This window comes from Pseudomonas fluorescens, from assembly GCF_902498195.1.
Taxonomy (GTDB): domain Bacteria; phylum Pseudomonadota; class Gammaproteobacteria; order Pseudomonadales; family Pseudomonadaceae; genus Aquipseudomonas; species Aquipseudomonas fluorescens_BU.
Genome location: NZ_CABVIY010000004.1, coordinates 236,904 through 255,713, shown reverse-complemented (window position 1 = coordinate 255,713; position 18,810 = coordinate 236,904). Strand labels below are relative to the sequence as shown.

At 57.7% G+C, this 18,810-nt stretch carries 33 protein-coding genes; 11 read left to right on the top strand and 22 right to left on the bottom strand.

The genetic code is table 11. The features are described from left to right. Positions 1-50 precede the first annotated feature (50 nt). From F8N66_RS16335 to F8N66_RS16315, 5 genes are read right to left on the bottom strand one after another with little or no spacing between them, the layout of a single operon-like run. Complete coding sequence (locus F8N66_RS16335) at positions 51-1,118, bottom strand: minor capsid protein (protein ID WP_150771160.1); 1,068 nt, start codon at positions 1,116-1,118, stop codon at positions 51-53. Then, complete coding sequence (locus F8N66_RS16330; protein ID WP_150771159.1) at positions 1,093-2,505, bottom strand: DUF4055 domain-containing protein; 1,413 nt, start codon at positions 2,503-2,505, stop codon at positions 1,093-1,095. Before F8N66_RS16330 ends, F8N66_RS16335 begins: the two co-directional genes overlap by 26 nt. Then, positions 2,502-3,818, bottom strand: coding sequence for a terminase large subunit domain-containing protein (locus F8N66_RS16325; protein WP_150771158.1), 1,317 nt, complete (start codon positions 3,816-3,818; stop codon positions 2,502-2,504). The genes F8N66_RS16330 and F8N66_RS16325 overlap by 4 nt, the downstream gene beginning before the upstream one ends. After that, complete coding sequence (locus tag F8N66_RS16320; RefSeq protein ID WP_150771157.1) at positions 3,793-4,269, bottom strand: DUF2280 domain-containing protein; 477 nt, start codon at positions 4,267-4,269, stop codon at positions 3,793-3,795. Before F8N66_RS16320 ends, F8N66_RS16325 begins: the two co-directional genes overlap by 26 nt. Before the next feature lie 30 nt (positions 4,270-4,299). Next, positions 4,300-4,914: a putative metallopeptidase gene (locus F8N66_RS16315; RefSeq protein ID WP_150771156.1), complete on the bottom strand. Its 615-nt coding sequence runs from the start codon at positions 4,912-4,914 to the stop codon at positions 4,300-4,302. Positions 4,915-5,081: 167 nt separating this feature from the next. Here F8N66_RS16315 and F8N66_RS31800 point away from each other — a divergent pair, with 167 nt between their 5' ends. Next, complete coding sequence (locus F8N66_RS31800) at positions 5,082-5,222, top strand: hypothetical protein (RefSeq protein ID WP_224790487.1); 141 nt, start codon at positions 5,082-5,084, stop codon at positions 5,220-5,222. A 241-nt stretch (positions 5,223-5,463) separates the two neighbouring features. On the opposite strand, the gene F8N66_RS16310 is transcribed toward F8N66_RS31800, so the two are convergent. Beyond that, positions 5,464-5,652, bottom strand: a complete 189-nt coding sequence (locus F8N66_RS16310) for a hypothetical protein (protein WP_150771155.1) — start codon at positions 5,650-5,652, stop codon at positions 5,464-5,466. A gap of 53 nt (positions 5,653-5,705) precedes the next feature. After that, positions 5,706-6,113 carry a hypothetical protein gene (locus F8N66_RS16305; protein ID WP_191623006.1) on the bottom strand — a complete coding sequence of 136 codons (408 nt, stop codon included), beginning with the start codon at positions 6,111-6,113 and terminating at the stop codon, positions 5,706-5,708. Between the two features lie 78 nt (positions 6,114-6,191). Between F8N66_RS16305 and F8N66_RS32135 the strand changes: the two genes are divergently transcribed. After that, complete coding sequence (locus F8N66_RS32135; protein ID WP_412070736.1) at positions 6,192-6,497, top strand: type II toxin-antitoxin system HicA family toxin; 306 nt, start codon at positions 6,192-6,194, stop codon at positions 6,495-6,497. Between the two features lie 78 nt (positions 6,498-6,575). Continuing rightward, positions 6,576-7,001: a type II toxin-antitoxin system HicB family antitoxin gene (locus F8N66_RS16295; RefSeq protein ID WP_150771154.1), complete on the top strand. Its 426-nt coding sequence runs from the start codon at positions 6,576-6,578 to the stop codon at positions 6,999-7,001. A gap of 99 nt (positions 7,002-7,100) precedes the next feature. Here F8N66_RS16295 and F8N66_RS16290 read toward each other — a convergent pair whose 3' ends face one another. The 13 genes from F8N66_RS16290 to F8N66_RS16230 all read right to left on the bottom strand — a co-directional run bounded on the left by F8N66_RS16290 (position 7,101) and on the right by F8N66_RS16230 (position 13,923). Beyond that, positions 7,101-7,406, bottom strand: a complete 306-nt coding sequence (locus tag F8N66_RS16290) for a hypothetical protein (RefSeq protein WP_150771153.1) — start codon at positions 7,404-7,406, stop codon at positions 7,101-7,103. Between the two features lie 128 nt (positions 7,407-7,534). Next, positions 7,535-7,753 carry a hypothetical protein gene (locus F8N66_RS16285; protein WP_150771152.1) on the bottom strand — a complete coding sequence of 73 codons (219 nt, stop codon included), beginning with the start codon at positions 7,751-7,753 and terminating at the stop codon, positions 7,535-7,537. Positions 7,754-7,941: 188 nt separating this feature from the next. Next, a complete protein-coding gene (locus tag F8N66_RS16280) occupies positions 7,942-8,523 on the bottom strand; it encodes a hypothetical protein (protein ID WP_150771151.1) in 582 nt (193 codons plus the stop codon). Further along, positions 8,520-9,104, bottom strand: a complete 585-nt coding sequence (locus tag F8N66_RS16275) for a recombination protein NinG (protein ID WP_150771150.1) — start codon at positions 9,102-9,104, stop codon at positions 8,520-8,522. Before F8N66_RS16275 ends, F8N66_RS16280 begins: the two co-directional genes overlap by 4 nt. Further along, on the bottom strand, positions 9,101-9,688 hold the full coding sequence (locus tag F8N66_RS16270; RefSeq protein ID WP_150771149.1) for a DUF1367 family protein: 588 nt from the start codon (positions 9,686-9,688) through the stop codon (positions 9,101-9,103). Before F8N66_RS16270 ends, F8N66_RS16275 begins: the two co-directional genes overlap by 4 nt. After that, the gene (locus F8N66_RS16265) at positions 9,681-9,938 is read right to left on the bottom strand and encodes a hypothetical protein (RefSeq protein ID WP_150771148.1); all 258 of its coding nucleotides are present in this window, start codon (positions 9,936-9,938) and stop codon (positions 9,681-9,683) included. Before F8N66_RS16265 ends, F8N66_RS16270 begins: the two co-directional genes overlap by 8 nt. Next, on the bottom strand, positions 9,931-10,590 hold the full coding sequence (locus tag F8N66_RS16260) for a replication protein P (protein ID WP_150771147.1): 660 nt from the start codon (positions 10,588-10,590) through the stop codon (positions 9,931-9,933). The genes F8N66_RS16265 and F8N66_RS16260 overlap by 8 nt, the downstream gene beginning before the upstream one ends. After that, positions 10,590-11,339: a DnaT-like ssDNA-binding domain-containing protein gene (locus tag F8N66_RS16255; protein WP_150771146.1), complete on the bottom strand. Its 750-nt coding sequence runs from the start codon at positions 11,337-11,339 to the stop codon at positions 10,590-10,592. Before F8N66_RS16255 ends, F8N66_RS16260 begins: the two co-directional genes overlap by 1 nt. Beyond that, a complete protein-coding gene (locus tag F8N66_RS16250; RefSeq protein ID WP_150771596.1) occupies positions 11,339-12,067 on the bottom strand; it encodes a Rha family transcriptional regulator in 729 nt (242 codons plus the stop codon). Before F8N66_RS16250 ends, F8N66_RS16255 begins: the two co-directional genes overlap by 1 nt. 146 nt (positions 12,068-12,213) lie before the next feature. Then, the gene (locus F8N66_RS16245) at positions 12,214-12,636 is read right to left on the bottom strand and encodes a phage regulatory CII family protein (RefSeq protein ID WP_150771145.1); all 423 of its coding nucleotides are present in this window, start codon (positions 12,634-12,636) and stop codon (positions 12,214-12,216) included. Positions 12,637-13,027: 391 nt separating this feature from the next. Continuing rightward, positions 13,028-13,285, bottom strand: coding sequence for a hypothetical protein (locus tag F8N66_RS16240; RefSeq protein WP_150771144.1), 258 nt, complete (start codon positions 13,283-13,285; stop codon positions 13,028-13,030). Between the two features lie 22 nt (positions 13,286-13,307). Continuing rightward, positions 13,308-13,652: a hypothetical protein gene (locus F8N66_RS16235; RefSeq protein ID WP_150771143.1), complete on the bottom strand. Its 345-nt coding sequence runs from the start codon at positions 13,650-13,652 to the stop codon at positions 13,308-13,310. 31 nt (positions 13,653-13,683) lie between these two features. Continuing rightward, positions 13,684-13,923, bottom strand: coding sequence for a helix-turn-helix domain-containing protein (locus F8N66_RS16230; protein ID WP_150771142.1), 240 nt, complete (start codon positions 13,921-13,923; stop codon positions 13,684-13,686). A gap of 83 nt (positions 13,924-14,006) precedes the next feature. On the opposite strand from F8N66_RS16230, the gene F8N66_RS16225 reads away from it, so the two are divergent. The 3 genes from F8N66_RS16225 (at position 14,007) to F8N66_RS31795 (ending at position 15,376) form a co-directional block, all read left to right on the top strand. Beyond that, positions 14,007-14,870, top strand: coding sequence for a S24 family peptidase (locus F8N66_RS16225; protein ID WP_150771595.1), 864 nt, complete (start codon positions 14,007-14,009; stop codon positions 14,868-14,870). A 91-nt stretch (positions 14,871-14,961) separates the two neighbouring features. After that, positions 14,962-15,165 (top strand): hypothetical protein, encoded by a 204-nt coding sequence (locus F8N66_RS16220; protein ID WP_150771141.1) that lies wholly within the window; start codon positions 14,962-14,964, stop codon positions 15,163-15,165. A gap of 10 nt (positions 15,166-15,175) precedes the next feature. Further along, a complete protein-coding gene (locus tag F8N66_RS31795; protein ID WP_150771140.1) occupies positions 15,176-15,376 on the top strand; it encodes a hypothetical protein in 201 nt (66 codons plus the stop codon). 21 nt (positions 15,377-15,397) lie between these two features. Here F8N66_RS31795 and F8N66_RS31965 read toward each other — a convergent pair whose 3' ends face one another. Then, a complete protein-coding gene (locus F8N66_RS31965) occupies positions 15,398-15,523 on the bottom strand; it encodes a hypothetical protein (RefSeq protein ID WP_263597738.1) in 126 nt (41 codons plus the stop codon). 148 nt (positions 15,524-15,671) lie between these two features. Further along, positions 15,672-15,977 carry a DUF1654 domain-containing protein gene (locus F8N66_RS16205; protein WP_150771138.1) on the bottom strand — a complete coding sequence of 102 codons (306 nt, stop codon included), beginning with the start codon at positions 15,975-15,977 and terminating at the stop codon, positions 15,672-15,674. Between the two features lie 464 nt (positions 15,978-16,441). On the opposite strand from F8N66_RS16205, the gene F8N66_RS16200 reads away from it, so the two are divergent. The 5 genes from F8N66_RS16200 to F8N66_RS31495 all read left to right on the top strand — a co-directional run bounded on the left by F8N66_RS16200 (position 16,442) and on the right by F8N66_RS31495 (position 18,654). Then, positions 16,442-16,663 carry a hypothetical protein gene (locus tag F8N66_RS16200; RefSeq protein WP_150771137.1) on the top strand — a complete coding sequence of 74 codons (222 nt, stop codon included), beginning with the start codon at positions 16,442-16,444 and terminating at the stop codon, positions 16,661-16,663. A gap of 72 nt (positions 16,664-16,735) precedes the next feature. Continuing rightward, complete coding sequence (locus F8N66_RS16195; RefSeq protein ID WP_150771136.1) at positions 16,736-17,410, top strand: polysaccharide lyase family 7 protein; 675 nt, start codon at positions 16,736-16,738, stop codon at positions 17,408-17,410. A gap of 466 nt (positions 17,411-17,876) precedes the next feature. Continuing rightward, complete coding sequence (locus tag F8N66_RS16190; RefSeq protein ID WP_150771135.1) at positions 17,877-18,299, top strand: hypothetical protein; 423 nt, start codon at positions 17,877-17,879, stop codon at positions 18,297-18,299. Continuing rightward, entirely contained in the window at positions 18,296-18,487 is a 192-nt protein-coding gene (locus F8N66_RS16185) for a hypothetical protein (protein ID WP_150771134.1), read from the top strand. Before F8N66_RS16190 ends, F8N66_RS16185 begins: the two co-directional genes overlap by 4 nt. Continuing rightward, positions 18,484-18,654: a hypothetical protein gene (locus F8N66_RS31495; protein ID WP_191623005.1), complete on the top strand. Its 171-nt coding sequence runs from the start codon at positions 18,484-18,486 to the stop codon at positions 18,652-18,654. The genes F8N66_RS16185 and F8N66_RS31495 overlap by 4 nt, the downstream gene beginning before the upstream one ends. Positions 18,655-18,810: the final 156 nt, after the last annotated feature.

Genomic DNA, 18,810 nt, shown 5'->3' with positions numbered 1-18,810 from the left:
TTTGCAGGCATAAAAAAACCGCCCGGAGGCGGCGTTATAAAAGCTTTTTCTTAGATCCCTGCCCGCTCGAACGCCAAGGGCTCGATAGCCTTCAGCTGTTCCAGCGTCAGAGGTTTGAATCGTCGATCGAGTTGCAGCGCTGTGAAGCGCTCAACCGAGAGACCGCCATCACGGAACAACTTGCCACGGGCCTTGCCGATAGCTTGATCCTGAAAGGAAGCAGGCTGCTTGGCGAGCCAGTCGTAATACGTCAGATCGGCATCGATATAGCCGTCCTTGCTCGATCGAGTGGCGCCCTTCTTCAAAAAGTCGAAACGCGCATCGAGTTCTGCGGCAGTCGTTGACCGACAGCGGATGTGCGCCGGCGGCATGGGCCCGTTACCCATGCTGAACACGCGACCATCAAGCGATCGGCATACCTGAGTCGTCCGGCTGTCGAGGGTTGAAACCCATCGGTAGCCGGTGACGACATCACGATTGGCGGCCCAGGTCTCAAAACGCGCCACGTTCGATACATGCTGAACAGCGGTTCGAACGATGGCATCGGCGTTTCTGGAGTTGATCGCCAGAATGCCGTCGCTGTAGTTCGCCGCTTTCGTTCCGCGAATCGATTGAATAATCTGGAAGTTGGTCAGCCCCTGACTGAAGCCGAGGCGAATTGCATTGATGATCCTGCTGCGCTCCGTGCTGGTCCAGTCCTCAACGAACGAATCCAGCAGCTTTCCACCACCAGCGCCCTGAACTTGCAAAGGCCTGGCCTTGATAGCCGCCCGCAATGCCGGCAACGTCGGAGCAACAGCGGAGTAGTTGACCAATACCTGATCCAGGCTGCGCGTCTCGAATGCCGCCTCGTACTCGGCGATATCCACCAAGTCGCTATTGAGCTGTCGCGCATACCGCGCGTAGATGGCAAGAATCTGCCCGTCGACCTCTGCGAGCATCTTCTCAAACCGATCCCTGCCCCATTCGGTGAGGTCGCCGCGACTCAACTGATCGCGGACTACTTTGTCGATTTCGCGCAGGTACTTGGCGATCTTCTCCGCCTCACCCGACTTCAACTGCTCAAGCATCACCTGGTGGCGAATGGTTGCCTCAATCAGTACCGGTGCTGTTGCCATTGTCGTCCACCTTGTCGAGGTTCAAACCCGTACCATCGCCGTCGATCTCTTCATCAATTTGCATGTCGGTGCGCTCAGGAGCGATCAGTCCCAGCTTGCGCAGATACATGCGCAGGTCCGCTTTCGCGAAACCGCCGTTCTGCCAGAGCCCAACAAGCGCGGTGATCATCTGCGGATCAGCCGTCAGCTCAACAAACTCTTGGTTGATCTGATAGGCAACCTTGTCGGTGATGCCCATGTACTGGCCACACCACATGATTGCCCGGGTATAAGCCTCGCTGACGTTTGCCACGCAGCCGGCCAGCACCGAAGTCGATGCAGATTGGTCGCCGCGGGATTCAGTTGCCGTCTTGGCAGCCAGTGATGCAACGACCATGCGGGCACCCAACTCGATCATCATTTGGTTTTTATCGGCCATGGCCTCCTTGACCAAGGTGTTCGGCAAAGGCTGCGCATAGGCGAAGGCGCCGCCGGCCGGAAGCAGCATCGGCGCGCGCGAGCCAACATAGACGCCGTTTTTCTCCATATGGTCGCGCCACTGGTCATCGAGCCCAGAGATGTACGGCTGCGCCTGGCCACACCAGAAGACGCTGTCTTCATAGTCAGCACTGTTCCGGTAATGACCCAGGTTGATCATGGCAATGTCATACAGCGGCGACTCATCAATGCTCGGATCGTTGTTCTGTGCACCGACAAAGGTGAATGGGATTTCCTTGAGGCGCCCGGTAATGCCCTCTGGTGCGAATGTGGCCGTGACCTCAAGTGGCCCGCCGCCTCTTGGGCCGGACCGGCGCCAAACCCGACAGACGAAACCGTCCGACTCAAGAGCGAGTTCACGGAATTGCTCGACCACCTTGAAACCGAAACCGTCTTCAATTTCTAGCATCTCGCGCAGCACAACCAGCGTCAGCACGGTGTGACCGTTAACCATGCCGGTGCGCCAGTTGATGATGTCCTCGGCGCAGTACGACAGGATCACGGAGTGACCGCCAACGCCATCGTCCTGGTGATAATCGACATATAGCCCGTGCCGCCCGGCCTCAAGAACCTTTTCGAGGGTGCCTTGTGAGTGCTGATAGATGCTCACACCAGAGCCATTGGCGTTGTCCTGCAAGTACTCCAGTTTCTTTGGGGCAGTTAGCGTCGGGTCCTTGTGGAAGGCCAGGCCCAGCAAACCATTGCGTGTATGGCCAGTGGCGTTTTTGAACACCGCACGCTCGCGGTACGCCTTGTTTCGGTCGGTATTCTCGGGCGATTTATCGTGTGCGTTGATATATGGGAGCCGAGAAACAACTCGATGCTGGCCGGCGCAGACATCGCGCACGGTCGCCCAGCGGTCCAGTACTTCTATGTAGTCCGCCCGTTTGTAGGAGACATCGTTGCTCATCGGGCGTATCCCATTTTGATGGAAGTGACGATTGTTTTGATCGGGAAGCGCTTGGCAATGAAGTAGCCCGGAGCATCAACCATGTGGTCATAACCGGCCTTCTTATCGGGCTCGCCCTTGTCGTTGTAAATCTGGCGCTCAAGGCTCTGCGTGTATTTCGGGCATTGATCAACGTTCACCAGGTAGCGCCGGTCGCCATAGGTGTTGGCGAACATCGCGCACATGGCGTTGACCCGATCCTTCACTGCCGGGTTGGTTGAATCGACGATCACCGTGAATCCCGCCTTCCTGAGCAATGACAGGTCCGACTCGCTCGCGCTTTTGCTGCTGGTGTTCTGGCCGCTGGCATCTGGGTAGACCGCGATGCTGTGATCTGGAAAGCGCAATTTGATCTTCTCGATCATCTCGGGCGTGTCTCGCACGTCCGCGAACTCGCTGAGCGCCAAGGGCAGATCATCACGAACGACATGCACCACCGCCGCCATATTCATGACGTTGAAGTCCATACCGATATGCAGGGCTTCGCCGCGCTTAATGGTTTCGCTAGTCCGGTTCGCCTCACGGTTGAACGTGTAGTAGACGACGCCGGCATAGTTTTCAAAGCTCGCCTCGTATTCCTGCCGGAACGTGCGGGGGTCCATCTTGCGACGGGCCGCATCCAACTCCTCTGCGGGGACGTTGCCGCCGTCGAGCGAGGTATAGAGCCAGCTCTTATGGTCAGGCTCATGCCCGGGTCTGCCATCCTGAAACGTGTCGTAGCAGTGGTTGAAGCCTTTTGGCGTGCCGATCCGCAGCGCATGACCGCCTTTTCGTTGCTGCCCACCTGGAAGCGTGTACTGACAGGTCGAGAGCATCGGTCGCAGAACTTCCTCCCACGCCTCCCACGGGCAGTCCGCCCATTCGTCTACTAGGACAAAGAAAAGACCAGAGCCCCGCAGGTTGTCGTAATTGTCCAGCCCGACCACGCGCATGACGTGACCGGACTTCAGGGTAATGGAGCACTCCGTCTCGTTCGGCCGAGTTGCGCGCCATGCCTCAGGGATCGCTTGCTTGAGACGACGCCAGAACACGCGTTTGGCCTGCTTGAACGTTGGCGCCCCGTACCAAATCTCGTCTTCAACGCTAACACCCCACTCTGCTGCCAGCCTGGCCGCGCGGCGCATCTCTGCCTTGCCGAGAAAGGTCTTGCCGAAACGGCGTCCACAGACCGCATCACGAAAGCGCGCCTCAGGCTGGAAGCCCCAGACATAGATGTTCGCCTGTTTCGGCGTGAGCTTTACCGGCGGGTCATAGGTACGGGGTAGTCGGGACATGCTCATCGGGCTCCAACGTGTACTCAGCAACCGCGTGCTGCTGGTCCGCTTGGGAGCCAAGGGGTTTCTCTGGTTCAAGGCGGCGATTCACGTAAACATCACCCACCTCTTTGGCCGCCTGCTCCAACAGCTGAGCGGTCAGCGCCATGTTCTTCATGTTCTCGGCCTTCTCCGCCATGCGACCCAGCGTGCGAAGTCGATACGCTCGATTGGCGATTGGGATGTCAGCAGTTTCTTCGCGGAACCGAGCGCGCGTGTCTTCGAACAGCGTCTTCCACCTCAGATGGAGATTGCGACCGACATACTTGGTTGGGTCGTATGCCTCGCACTGCTGGCGGGAAACATCCAGGCCAAACTCCGCTTTGACAGACGCCACCACCTGGGATGGCGTGTCAAAGCAGGCCAGCGCCTGTACTACAAAGGCTTTCACCTCGTCTCTGAGTGCGGCCATAGATGGGCATCCGTCAAAGTGCTGTCAAAGTCAGGCCGACTTGAGCAGACAGGTGCCGCAGGCCCTCGATATGTTCAATTTCCCCACCTCGGCAGGACTGTTTGCAGCATCCACCAGCGCCTGGACATCAGCGCTCGCGCCGTAGCGACGAACCACACCGACGAACTCTTCGACGTCGTGTCCACGCATCTCAAGCTTGGGCGCGCCTTCCTTGGTGAACTTGGGTGCACCGTACTGATCTTTGGCCTGGGCAATGTGGTAGAGCTCGTGCTCGACCAGTGCGCAGAAGTCAGCATCGGAACACTGAGCGCAGTAATCGGCAGCCAGAGTGATGATGTAGGTCGGCACATCGCCGAACCAATCAATCATCTGCTGCTCCATCCGAGCCTTCTGCCAGCCACCCGCACGGAACGCTACCTGCTCGGCTTGGCCCACTACGGTGCGACCCTTCTTGGCGAACGCAGCGGATGCCCACATCACGCGTATGTCGGCATCCAGCAGATGGGCATGGTCTTCGTTGTGGATGCTGCCGGTATCGGCAAGGATTTCGGACTGGAGCCACTCCCAGACCTCAGGTGCTGGAATCAGGCGTATACCGACGTCGGATAGCTCAAGAAGTGACAGAGGTGGTGTAGGTCTGTCCATCGGTTACCTGCTAGTCAAAGCGGAGTATGGCCTGTCCGAGTTACTTGGCTGGGCCCCACACGTGATCCAGGTCTCCCCTTCAATTCAACACCAAAAGCGACCTGAAAGCGCGACCTAATGGCTCAACGCGCAGGGAAAATGAGGACTCCAAATAAAGGAGCTACCTCATGAGCAACACACTGATCGCCATCCTAATCATCGTTTTCACGTGGCTTACTTGGCCCTACGTGAAAAAACTTTTTACCATCAACACTGTACTGATACTCATGCTGGGGGTGACCACCCTTAGGCTGGTGTTCAACTCTTAACTCCAAAGCAACCCGACGGGCAGGCTCATTCGATCGCCTCCCAGTCGGGTTGCTTAGTTGTCATAGGTAGTCTCAGGGCACATAAAGCTGAGATTGAAAGAGAGGTGATAGCAAGTGCATTGAGTTGAGATGCATCAAATCTCGAAATACCGGAAGGTGAAATTCAACTCACCTCAAGGCTTTGCCCATGCGTAATTACATTCGAGCAATCATCTTCATCACCCTGCTGCTGGTTCCCGATTCAACTCATCATGATGTTCGTCTGCAGCTGGGCGTGCCCGTGCAACACGGCAACGATTAGGCCTTGAGGCAGTCCGGCAGCCTTGGCAGCATCGATCGCCTTAGCGATGGTGGCGTCCAGTTCAGTGACCGCCTTGTTGATGGCGGGACTCAGAGGTAATGCGTGACGCAATCGAGTGATGTTGGTCATACCGCTCTCCAATTTCGCGACACAATTTGCTGATGCGCAAAACGTGTCGCGACCTACTGACCCGCACCATTCAGGTTCCGGCGAATCTCGGCCAGGTCCTGAGCGATCTCACCCAGATCCTTGTCCCGGCGCTTCTCGGCCCACTTGAACCAGGCGCGAACCAGCACCCAGGCCGGCAAGCCACACACGAAGATCACCCCGCCGATGGCGATCAGGCCTACGTCATCATTCGCCCAGTCACCAATCCCCAGCCAGCGCACCACGAAGGCACCGCCGCAGATACTGGAGACCGTGGTGCTGATCATGGCGACAACGAACTCGCGCACGGTCTTGGGCAGCGTCATCGCCATGACGACAACAGCAGCCAATACCGCGACGAAGCCAAAGGCCCCAAGTTTGTACAACGCAATCCCGCCAGCGGCGGTCAATGGGCCGGGCTCGGACATAGGTAGTGATCTCATGCGCGCCTCGGGGATCTCGGCGATGGAATAGGTCCGGCTCCCTATGCGATGCCATCCGCTCGAAGCAAGGAGGCAGGCATGGGAGCCGGAAACAGGAAGGCCCCGGCAGCCGCCGAGGCTCAATTCTACAAATACAGCAAATTTGCTATACACATACCAAATTTGCTGTATACTGAACTCACACAACAACGAGGCGAGGTGATGAAGTACAGCGAATTCAAACGGTGGTTAAAGGCCAGAGGAGTTAGGTTCGAATCGCTCAACGGAACGAGCCACTTCAAAATCTACTACGAAGGCAAACAGACGATCTTTCCGGATCACGGTGCAAAGGAAATGAAAGAAGGAACCCGGAGAGGAATCATCAAACAACTGGGGCTCAAGTGAGCCCCTACACCGTTTCGCGAGATTCATCACCTCGCCTTACAAACATCACTCACAAGGTCGCCCGAGGGAGGGCCAGAAATGTTTGACTACCCAGTAACAGTGCACACCGAAGACACTCCAGGGGTCGCGCTTACCTGCGACACCATCCCGGAGTTCAATGCCGCCGGTGATGACCTGGCCGAAGCTCTGACCGAGGCCGGTCTTTTGATGCCTGCTGCGCTGTCGATCTACGTCGATCAGCGTCGAGCCATCCCCCACGCCCCTGCACCAGCCGAAGGCCAACCCGTGGTGCGCCTCTCCGCTCTCACGGTGGCGAAGATCGAACTGTGGAACACCATGATGGAAAAAGGTCTGCGCAAGGCCGATCTGTGCCGCCTGCTGAGCGTCAGTCAGAGCCAAGGGGATCGCCTGGTCGATTTCATGCACGGCACCAAACTGGAAGCACTTGAGGCTGCATTGGCGGCTCTGGGTAAACGTCTTACCGTGTCGGTGGAAGCGGCATAGGCATCGAATAAAAGCGCCCGTTACGAGCGGGCAATGGATGTCGATCCGAAAAAGAAAAAACCCGCGCTAAGGCGGGCTTGTGGAATTTCTTGTGCTGGTTCAGGCGCCTGACTCAGGGTCACTCGCGGGTACACCGCGGGCCTCTTTAACATCGTCCTGATCGTTCAGCTGCGGGTCGGCGTCCGGATCATCGGCGTGACCGTTTGTTCCAGCTTCGGGATGCTCGCTCGATACCGAGTTGGTGGCAGCAACGTCCGCCATATCCTCATCGACGGGAGATTCGTCGTCCGACGGCAATAGAACCTCTGACTGATTCCGATTGGGATCGTGGCCAGTTTCATTGTCTGTCGTACGTGTTTCGGGCTGCTGCGATTTGTTGCCAGGTGCGTTCTCGTCAATGTCCATGGCGGCTCTCCAATCAGCTGCGCAGGATTTCTGCGCTTAAAATTGAGAGACACCAAAGCATTACGAGTGCCCCACCTTAGACGAACGGCGGACACAAAAAACCCGGCTTGCTGGCCGGGCTTTCTCTCCTATCGCATATCGTCTGATAGCGGCGTTTCTTCATCCGCCTCTGGCGTCACCCTTTCCCCGCGATCTTTCCAGTCATCTGGTTGATCATCGGCAGGTTTCTTTAAAGGGTCATATTTGCTGGGATCTTTGGGATCCAGCTCAGTCTCGTCCGAACCTGGCTCAGGCTTGGATGGAACAGAGCCTTGCGTTTGATCTTGGAAACTCGAATCGGTAGACATACCCACCTCGCTCCTGTGCTCCCAGATGATCTGGGGCTGTATTCGTTGGAAGCCATACGAATAGCTGAGTGCACTCGAGCAGATGAGCGGGCACAAAAAAACCCCGCTCGATGGCGGGGTTAGTGGAGCAAGTTGCCGTAGGCAAAATACTCAATATGGCGAAATGATGCCGCCAGCCGTGCGGGAAGTCAAGCGGCCTCTTTCATTTTGTAAATCACCCCACCAATCGGGCTCAGCGCCTTCGCATCAATGTCGTAGCAGGCATCGAAACAGAGCTGCACAAAGGGTTCCCAATCTCGACCCCAGGCGGCAGATGGAAGCTTGACCCCATACTCGGCATTCATCCACGAACGGAATACTTCGGGCTTGATCAGCGGATCTTCGTTGGAAGACTGCCCGCCCTGGTGCATGTAGCGATAGCGACGGAACACACCCTTGGCAACGTACTCGGCCCGCTCTCGCTTGTCGGCGGTCATGCGCGGCGCCCTAGTGCACGCCAGATTGAACACCGCCGCCTCTGCCTCCTCCCGATCATCATCGCTGGGCTCGGCCGCGTACATTGCATTACCGAATGCGCGAAGCTGATGATGCAGACGCGCGATTGCCGACTGGATCTGCCCGGCCAACGCACTGTGCATTGCGTGATTCGCCGATGGCCCGCGCTCGGTGCTCTGCACCATCACCCCGAGCACTGCGACATCGGAGGTCTGGCCCGGGGCCGGGTTGTAATTGCAGTCATGCCAAGCCTGTCGTGCGGAATTGATCTTCATGCTGCTCTCCCCTTCAGCTCTGTAGTCTTTGCCCGGTATTCGGCTGTCATCGCCTTAAGCTGGTCGACGGTGTACTTCTTGGCCTCGTGCGGGCCTTCCAGCCACTCGACCAACTCGGCGCCGATCCGCTTCACCAGCTCAATCCGGTAATTCACGATGTTCCCGGAAAGCCGGGTGTTGCACGGCGAGCACTGGCGGTGGCAGTTGAGCGGCTCGAAACGCAATGCGGGATTGCTCCCAACTGTCCGGTAGTGGCCTGCGTCGTACTTGCCTTGGTGGTGCCGGCCACAGCTGACGCACGGCAACTCGGCGTCACGGGCACGCACCCAAGCGTTGAAGGCGGTCTGCGTGTCTTTGAGGTGGTCCGCCCGGCTCTTGAGCTTATCCTTGCGGACCCGGATCTCTTTGCGCTCGATCTGGGCAAGCGCCTTGCGTGCCTGCGCCTGATTCACGTCCTTGATGGCCAGGCCGCATGCCCAGCTGCACACCTTTTGCGCCGTGGAAAATGACGGCTTAAAGCTCACCCCGCAGACCGGGTTCTTGCACTTCTTCGCTTTGGCTTCCTTGACGGCGACTCTCATGCATAACTCCCCAACTGATCAGCAGCAGAGAGCGCCTCTGCCTCACTCTCGAAATGCGCCGATAGCACCAACCGCCAGCAGGCGTTGAACACGTCGCGGTAAAGCGGCTCAAAGGCCGTGTCATCCATGTTCGCCCAGCTGATTGACTTGGCCTCTTTGCGAATGCCTTCCGGCGTGTGCACCAGGTGAAAGTGGCCGGCCTCGATCGTGACCCATTCACGGAATGCTTCACGACTCTTGTCTACCGCCGGGAAACGCTCGGCGCGGGCCGTCTCCAGACCGGCGACATAAGCCGCGACCGCATGAGACAACTGCCCTGGCTTGCCGCTCTGCGCCTCGAAGAACTTGGCCAATCCCTGAATGCCGCGCATCTCCTGGCGCGGGATGAGGCCGCCAATTGGCTCCCAGTAATCCCAGGCCAGATCAAGCATCGAGAAGAACTTGCCGTGGAACTTGCCATTTCGCATGCGGGTGAACTTGCCGTGAATGACCTGGCCAGCCTTCCATTTTTGAACCAGTTCGCGGTCAGCCTCGGTTGCTGGCACCAAGCCTTGGGCGGTGCGAATCAATGCGAGCTCAGCCATGGGTCACCATCAGACCGGCGGCTTCGACCGCTGCGCGCACGTCGTCGGCGTACATGACTGGACCGGCCATGGTTTTGATGTCAGCCGGCAGCTCAATCACCAGTGCCTCGCGGGAGGCCTTCCATCCATCCCGCGCCCCGTTAGCGTATGGGCTTTCGTAATACTCGGGATGAGTATCAGCGCGGGTGAAATCCATCCCCTTAAAACGCGGACTGCTCTCAAACTCTTCACGCATCTTGTCGTCACCCATGCACCTGCCCTCCCCGGCTCTTGCGTAGATCTGCCAATGCCTGATTGCCGATCGCAGCGGTGACGCGACCATCGACCCGCTCTGGCAATGCCAACGGGATGTTCCGCAGGCGCTCGCCGGCAAGCAGCATCCGGATAGTGATGTCGTAATTGCGGTCGAAAAGCTTGCGACTGGCCTCGGCCTTCATCGTATTCAGGGTGTGGAATCCGCATTGGCTTGCAGCGTGGTACACGGCCTGGTGCGACCACTCTCGGCTGCCGGCCATACTCGGGTGAGCATTAGCGACGGACTCGGCATAGGCGGCCTCATGGGATGGAATGCCGAGGACTTCCGGTGTCGGCTGGCACATCTGAATGAACTTGCCCACCGACGGCGCGAAGTCGCTGCCAAGCTTGCGGCAGTTCTGCAGGCCGAATCGGATCTGCTCAATCTGCTTGATGCCCTCAGCCATGAACGCCTTAACCCAGGTGCGCTTGGCAGTCATCAACGCGTCATCGGTTGGCCAGGCCTGCCGCCACGCCGGGAAGATCGCCTGCAATTCCTTGAACAGCGAATTCACGACGTCCGCGGTACCGGTGTCGACCTTGAGCGGAGCTGTCTCCACCGCAGGCAAGTTGCTTAGGGTCTGCATGAGTTCATTGGAAGTTTTCATCACAGCGCCCCCAGGTTGTCAGCCCATGTGGTGTCGTCAAAATCCGGCCCGACGTTGCGGCGTGGCGGAAACTGGCGGACGTTGGATGCGGCGGCCGAGGTGTTGTCACGTTTGATCCACTTCACCAGCAGGCTCACCCAGGCAGCCTGCGTCTCGGCCCGGCCACTGGCCGTGTAGTGGCAGACGAAGGCGCCGATGGCCTCGGTAGTGAACAGGGCAACAGGCAGCGCCATGCGCAGTGCGTAGTTCTTCAGCAGGTTCTCGTTGGGCGCCCAGTCAAGGGTCATCTCGGTCGGCAGGTTCGGATCGACGAATTCAGGCTCGCTCGCGGGAGGAGTGTTGTGTTGATCTTCTCTTCTCTTCTCTTCTTTAGGTAACGCAGAAGTAACGCTGCCAGCGTTACCTTTTGATTTGTGGTTGGAGACACGTTTTGCCGTCAAAGCCCTGTTTTTACCGGTCTTCCCGTTGTGGCGCTCGAAGTGAGGCAGGCTGATCATGCCGTCCGTTTCTTCCATCCAGCCCACCGATTTCATGTGTTCGCAAAAACCGGTAACGCCAACAGAACGATCGAGTAACTTTTTGCTAACGCTCGGAGCGTTACCTTTTTCAGTTTGTTGATCGAACCAAGCCCATACACGCATCAGCTTGCCGACGACGGCGTCCTGATCGATATCTGCAAGGTCGGCGATCTGGCAAACCTCAGGCTTGTCCATGGTTGCGAGTTCGAATTTAATCCAGTCTCCGGCCATTACTTGCTGCCTTTGCCGATCAAGTCGGCCAGTTCGAGGAAACGATCGACGTACCAGTGAGGCTGCGTCTCGCGAGGGGATTGAGGGTTGGTGAGGTTCTTGCCGTAGGTCATGCCCTTGTCGGTCACGCACCAAAACCAGACCAGTTCCTGCTTGGAGTTTTTCCGCTGCAGGTACTTCAGGTAGCCGTGCTTCTCCAAGAGCACATTGAAAGCAGCTGCGGTGCTGGCGATACCGTGGTCCTTGATGAGTGCGGTCAGAGACTTGGTCGGCATGGAGCTGCCACCGGTGGCGTCTGGTGCAGAGTCAACGGCGTAGCCTGGGAGAAACTTCGGATCAAGCCCGTTGTTCTGGGCGATCTTCGTGAGCATCAGCATTTGGCAAGACGCGGCCGGCTTCAGCAGGCGCGTGAAGCACTCCATGATTGCCAGTTCGCCGACGACCTTCGTGCCATTGAGCAAGACCTGCTCGCGAGCGCCCTGCTGCTGTTCAAGCTCACGCCAGCGGCGAATCACCTTCATGCGCATCGGAACGCTGTAGCCAGTGAGGAGGCAGTCGGTGTGTTCGCGGTCGAGCAGATACTGGACCTGTTCACGGTTGCGACCGTCGAGGTAGATGTCCTCAAAACTGAGTACATCTACTTTCAGGTCCTTGAGCATTGCCACGATGTCCCGCTTCACGTTGTCGTGGCGCTTGCCGGTGACGCTTGCGATTTCGCGAGAGGACATCATCGTGCGCGACACGTTTTCAGTATTAACAAAACGTGTCGCGACATTGGTCGGGGTATTGCCGGTGTTGAATTGTGTGTGCATACTGGACTCCTCAGATGTAGCAATCAGCCAGGCCGCGAACCTGGCTTTTTTGTGCCTGTAATTCAGGCGGCTTTAACGGATGCAGCCATCACGTCCAGGCTCTTGCGGACGTGATCGATCTCTTGGCGAATCAGTGATTTTTCGAAGGTGCTGACATGGTTGTCGTCCAGCGCCTGGTGCACGGCGATGGTCAGATCGGCCACTTCCTTGCCGACGTTGATCAGCGATGAGGTCAGCGCTTGAGGCTTGGGGGCTTCCCTCGACACCAGGTCAAAGCCGAACTCGTTTGCCAGCGCCATCAGCGGGCGCATGTCACCGGTGTGCAGCAGAATTCCGAACAGGTGCTCAATCGTCAGGTGATGAGCGTCGTTATCTGGGTTGGCACGCTGGAGCAGGCCGACATGCGGAACGCCCATCTTTGCCGCCAGTACCTTTGCCTCGTTGTCTAGAACAGCGCTCTGGCAGGCCCGCAGAAAATCTTCCATTCGTAAAACCCCGTTTCTGTTTCCGTGGTGGCGTAGTGCCAACAAGGCGATCATCTGGTCATCAACTGATCAGGGACGCATCCATGACCACTCATTCCGAACTTCAAGGCGAGATAGCCGCCCTTTGCTGCTTAGTGGTTGCCTTGGCATCCACCCTTCCCTTGTCATCGCAACTCAGGCTGTGGCCTGCGTTTGAGCGGATCGCCGATCCCCTGAGAGGTCGACTTGGCAGTGATGAGTTGCGCGGGTTTGAGCGCGCTACCGTCTCGCTTGCCTCGAAGCGGAATCACGGATAAACCCATGACCCTTTTTTCTCTGTGGCCCCGAAATAGGTGCCGGCCCTGCCTGGTCCAATCTCTGCTGTCGCGGCACCTAATAAGGGGCCGGACCGTTACCTCGAAGGGAAAATCGACACCACGTTTTCTGCCTGGGCTTCTTGTGCGCATTGGGCGGCGAGTCGGCTTCGCAAAATGGCGTTATCTGCTGCAAGGCGGGCGGCGCTGCGGCGCTCAACTCCAACCACGCGATCTGCCATCAGCAGAATTCGAACTTCCAGCTGATCCATGGGAATGCCAACCTCATCAGCCCACCGCTCGAGCGCGTCTTTCTCGTCCTGCTGGTACTGCCCTACTTCCGTTATTGCAGGCATTGGCGCCTCCTCCATGGCCTAGTCAGGCGGTGAGTTTTTTGTCGTTGATCTGGGGGTTAGCGTCCCGCTCCTGCTTGGCTTTCAGGGCGTCTCGGATGATCAGGCGGTGAAGCTCCTCGGGCTGCATTTTCAGCTCACGGGCCAGCTCGCCCAGCGCCGGAAAGTCATCCAGTTCGCTGTCATCAATCAGCGGGAAATAGCCGTAGCTCTCCTTGAACCGCAAAGCGGCCAGCGTGAGGTCGCGAACCAAGGCGCCCGGCTGGGTCTCACGCTTCAGCGCTTCCACCTGAATTGCGGCGTAGGCGTGGTCGTTCAGGCGCGACTTCAACTGGTGGGTGTTGCGATGCGTTTTGTTCTTGTAGGCCATGGGTTCGCTTCCGCAGTTGGGAGTGACGGGGTTAGGCGGCGGCTTTCTTTGGGTGGGCTTCCGCGAGCAACCAAGACGGCTCGAACGGCCTTCCATTGGCGGCAGCTAGAGCAGCAATGCGCTCGGCATAGCGCGTCTCACCGGTGTATTCGGTGCGCGGCAGGCAGTCAGCGGTAAGCCACTTGTAAACGGCCCTGGGCGACTTACCGCAGGCCAGCGCAACCACTGGCACGCCGCCAGCGTCATCTATCGATTTTTTGAGCGGCCGCATAAGGCCTCCAGATCAATTATGAACTTACAGTACATATTATGTCGGAACTGAAAGTACATGCAAGGGCATGCGATGCTGAACCAATGGTTCAGATAGAAGAAATCCGCACAGCCTTCGTGGCTCGTTTGAAGAAATCCTTGGCAGCTCACGGCATTGATCAGTGGGGAGCAGGCGCCCGCCTGGCTGAAATCGCCAAAGTCACCCCCAAAGCTTCGAGCAAATGGCTGAACGGCGAGTCGATGCCCGGTCCTGCGAAGATGCAAGCAATTGCGGACGCACTCGGCGTGAAGATTGAGTGGCTTCAGCACGGATCGGGGGAAGATCCGGCGCTCTCGCGCATGCCCGGCGCCGAGGACCCAGCTGGCACCGAAGTGAAGTCTGCCGCCGACATCGTGCGTCAGATGCTCACCAATCAGGGTAAAGGACTTTCTGAAGATGCCCGCCGACGGTTGCTTGCGGTCGCCGAAGCAGATGACAGCGGCGGTGCGATTGAGATCGACTACTACCGGCCAGGCGCCGTGGGCGACGAAGTGTGGATTGCGCATTACGACGTTCGTGCGGCAATGGGTGGCGGGCAGATACCACACGACTACCCCGAGATGTTTCAGGATGTCCGAGTCAGTCCGCAGCACTTACGCGAGATGGGCGTGGAATTCAAAGAACACTTTCACCTGAAGATGGTTACAGGTTGGGGGCAATCAATGGCGCCGACGATCAAGCACCGCGACCCGCTGCTCGTCGACGTCAGCGTTCGTGAGTTCGCCGGCGACGGGATCTATATGTTCTCTTGGGAGGGTCACCTCTACATCAAGCGCCTTCAGTGGCTAGGTGACGAACAAATCACCATGCTCTCGGACAACCCCCGTCATCCGCCGCAAGCAATCAGGGCGGAAGACACCTACATTCAAGCTCGCGTACTCCTGGTGTGGAATGCGAATTTGGTATAACAGCCATCCACCACACTCCCCCTCGCCAAGCCTACTAATGAGATTCTGAAGCGCCAGGAACGGCGCCGTAACATATTACAAGGAGGTTGTAATGGGACATTCGGCGCAATTTCAAGCCGAAGTCGTAGTCGGGAATCTGGAGATTCAGGCGGAGAGGATGCTTGAACAAGCATCGATTCTCAGAGGTGCTGGACAGTTGGAAATAGCCAACCAAGTTATGGCGCAGCACGAACGATTGCTCGCTGCCATTACCGCCTTACGCAATGCGCTTATCCGCGGCCAAGCGATGCACTAACGGTTACCTAATGAAGAAGCAGACGGACATTAAGGCTACGGCGACCGCTGCTGAAATTGAGCGCTCTATCCAAGCCCTGAATAAAATGGCTGAACGCCTATGGGGGGATGGCCGGGAAGCTGAGGCGAAAGCTCTCCTCGACGCCCTAGATGCATTGAACCGGGCGCTTGATCGGATCAGGATTGGAGAGAGTCGCAGGGTTCTGCATTGAGGTCTGATCGAGATGGCTCACTCACTTCAATACCACATAGTCGAGTCCGTCCGCGCCATTGAGATCGAGGCGGAGCGACTGCTGGACGTAGTGGATAGCCTCAAAGAAGCCGGAAATGAAGAGCTGGCGTCTGTCGTTTTGGCTCAAGTGCAGAAGCTCCTTGAGGCTGCAATAGCGCTGAGAATTGCTGCTGCAGAGCGAAGCTGTGGGATCGGATGACGGCTATCGCAGTGTGAAGACAGCTCCTTCGACATCCTTTCAGCCCGCGCTTTCCGCGCGGGCTTTTCTTTGGCGGTCAAAAAGGTGCCGGCTCCTCAAGGGGTTCGAACGCTTCTACCGGCCGGTCTTCATCGGAGCTAGCCTCCCACCTCAGCGTCACCGACTCGTCGTCGTTGAATGTCATGTCTATGCCGTCCGTTTCCGATAGCAGCCCCATAACCTCCTCCCACTCCCTCTCCCCGTCCGTGTCCAGGCGATGGATCGTCACCCAACGCTGAATCTGCGCAACCGGGTGATTAATCATTGAAGACACACGCAGACCTAAGCGCTCTATGCCGGACATCTCAACTCTTGCTGCTGGTTTCGCTTCGTTCTGCGCCATGCTCACAACCCCATCACTGTACATCCATCCAGTTATAACAAAGGATAGCGAACCATTGGTTCGCGGTAAATCCCCCTACAGCCATTCGCGCGCAATCCGACAAATATGAACCTCTTTCAAAAATATGTACTTTTGGTACTTGACCGACTGTGAACCGATAGTTCATATTTCACCCATCGCAACCCGGAACCCAATCAGGTGCCAGCTGCGAAGGGCCCCAAAGAGCCCGACCGCTCTTTAACAGTCAGGAATCTTCGCGGATCGATCCTCGGAAACGGGCACAGCGCGAAACACAAATTTCGATCTCCATGCAGGCTCTGGAACCTGCCGGACTCCCCAGATGGGAGGACGCCAAACCATGTAAGCCAGCCGGAAGATCATCGATCACGAAATGTGTGACGCCGGCCAGGTGGGGAAACCGCGGCGCCGAGCATGGGGCGGATAGCAACACGGAATTTTCACTGATGCATCTGGGCGACCGGGTGCATTGGGAAAACAGCCGGAGCAGTTTTATGTACCTGATGATTTTTGAAGACGGCGAGATTAAGAGCGCTCAGGAACTGAGTGAAGACGATGTCAGGGCTGCCGATGATGGCTGCTTGGACATCATCGACATCAGCGAACCACACACACCGACACGCAGGTTCAGTGATGGATGGGTCCTGATCGAAAGCATCGAAGACTGATTTCACTGGCTGGCCTTGGCGACAGGGCCAGACGGGAAATGAACGGGACACCAATGTAATAAGGAATCGACAATGACTGTGGACATCAGCAACTTCACCATCGCTACTCCGCTTCCCGTTTCCGAGACCAACCCGATTGCCCTTGAGCTGATTGGTTGGCGGGCTTTGATTGAATGTCCGAACGTCGTCTCAATGCTTGCAGACGGTTCGCTGCAAATGTCGGCGCCAACATTGGGTGCGTCGAGCAAGAGCACTCACCGGACGCGCTGCGAATGGAAAGAGCCAGGCTACTGGCTGTTCTCCAGCGCAGCTGACCACTGGAACCGGCAAGAAATGCGGCTGACGAAGGTCAACTCGTTGCAGAAAGTGGTAATCGCGCAGATTCATGTAAAGGGTTCAGAACGACCTCCGGTCAAGGTGTTCTGGAACAAGGGCAAAATCACGATGGGCTTTCGGTCGAGCTACCTGCAGGACGATCCGGTCAACTCGACGGTCTTGGAAAACGTGCCGCTCGGCGCACTCTTCAAGGTCAACATTCACGCCAATTCAAGCGGCGCAATTTCGGTTTCCGCGAGCTGCAACGGCGCCAAATCGACCTCTGCAATCATGCGCCTCGATAACACCTGGGACACGAAAACTCTCGCCTTTCATGGCGGCGTGTACAACCAGATCGACTATTCCGACACGACGGATCCTGAGGACGCTTCAGTCTGCATTATCAGCGACCTGTCGATTACTCACGCCTGACATTCCCCTCTTCGGACGAGCAAGGTCAATCAGCGCCACGACAGCCTGTCGCTAACTGCCCGATCCTCTCTATGAGAGCGCATCGGGGTGTGATCTGAATGCGCAGGCGATGCGCTAAGCGTGATGGGTGACCGGGTTCCTAGGCCGGGTGACCAGAGCGTGACCATGTAGCTCAGTTGGTAGAGCGGCCTCGCGAGGGCGCGTCGGTGGTTCAAGCCTACCCATGGATGCCGGTATCGCACCCGGCCAGATCACACCCCGATGCGGACGAATTCTGCACCGCGCAACGCGGCCCCCTGCATCAACCTTCCCCACCGACAAAGCTCGCATGCACTCCCCTCCGCGCCCAACGGCAACCAGCGGAATGGATGAGTGCAGCCGAGTTTTGTCCGAATGACACCTAAATGGATCGCGCCGAACAGGCCACGGTCAACCGTTAAAACCCCTCGCCACTGTGGAGGCGAACATGAACGCTTTACAGCTTGCTCAGTTGAAACTTGAAAGCCGCCAGCCTCCTCCAGTGAGCGAGAGCCCGCAGGACAACGCCAGGGCTGATTGGCTCTACACCGCTGCTGAAGAGTTGTTACGTGGCGGCGGCGTGTCATTCCAGCGCCGTATGCGCCCTCCGCAGGGGGTTACCGGTGAGCAGTTCGTCGTAGCGGTCGATGAGCATGTTAACAACCGCCTTGCCGACAGCGAGGTCGATACGCCGGCGCTCGGGACCCTGGTTATCTCCGCGGCGCGCGGCCACGTCGATAAGACGGCTATAGCCGAGCTCCTGGGCAACAGCGACCACCCGCTGGGCAAGCTTGGCGAAATTGCCGAGGGATTGCTGCAGCCTCTCGCAGATGACGCACTGATCGCCCAGGCCGAGGACGACGAACTGTGAGCCCGTACATCCTCATCGACGAGGCCCTGGCGAGCCTTGAGCATCCAGACACCCCACAGGGAAGCAGTCTTCTGGTGCAGCAGATCATCACCAACTTGATGGTCGATCAGTTGATCACCCTCGAAGAATTCAGCCACTACTGCAAGCGCCTGCTCAAGCACTGCCAGCAGCCCAGGGAGTTGCCATGAGTACCGCACCGGTTAAATCGCTGATCGATGAACAACTCGACGAGATCGAGCGCAGCTTGGCAATTGTAGGCGCTGGCCTCCCTCGCGAACTTCCAGTCTCTGCCCTGCCGCCGAAGCTTGTGGCGGCCATCAAGACCGGGCGAATTGGCGTGAGGCCACGGCCATGACCCCCTACCAACGAGCTCGCAGAATCTACGTCTGGCGCGGCTCGGCAATCGTCCTTCTCGGTACCGCCTTCGTCATGCTGGCCAGCTCTTACTGCGCCCAGCTCACCCAATAACCCATCACTTCAAACGCTGCGTGCATCGCGGCAAGGATTCTGT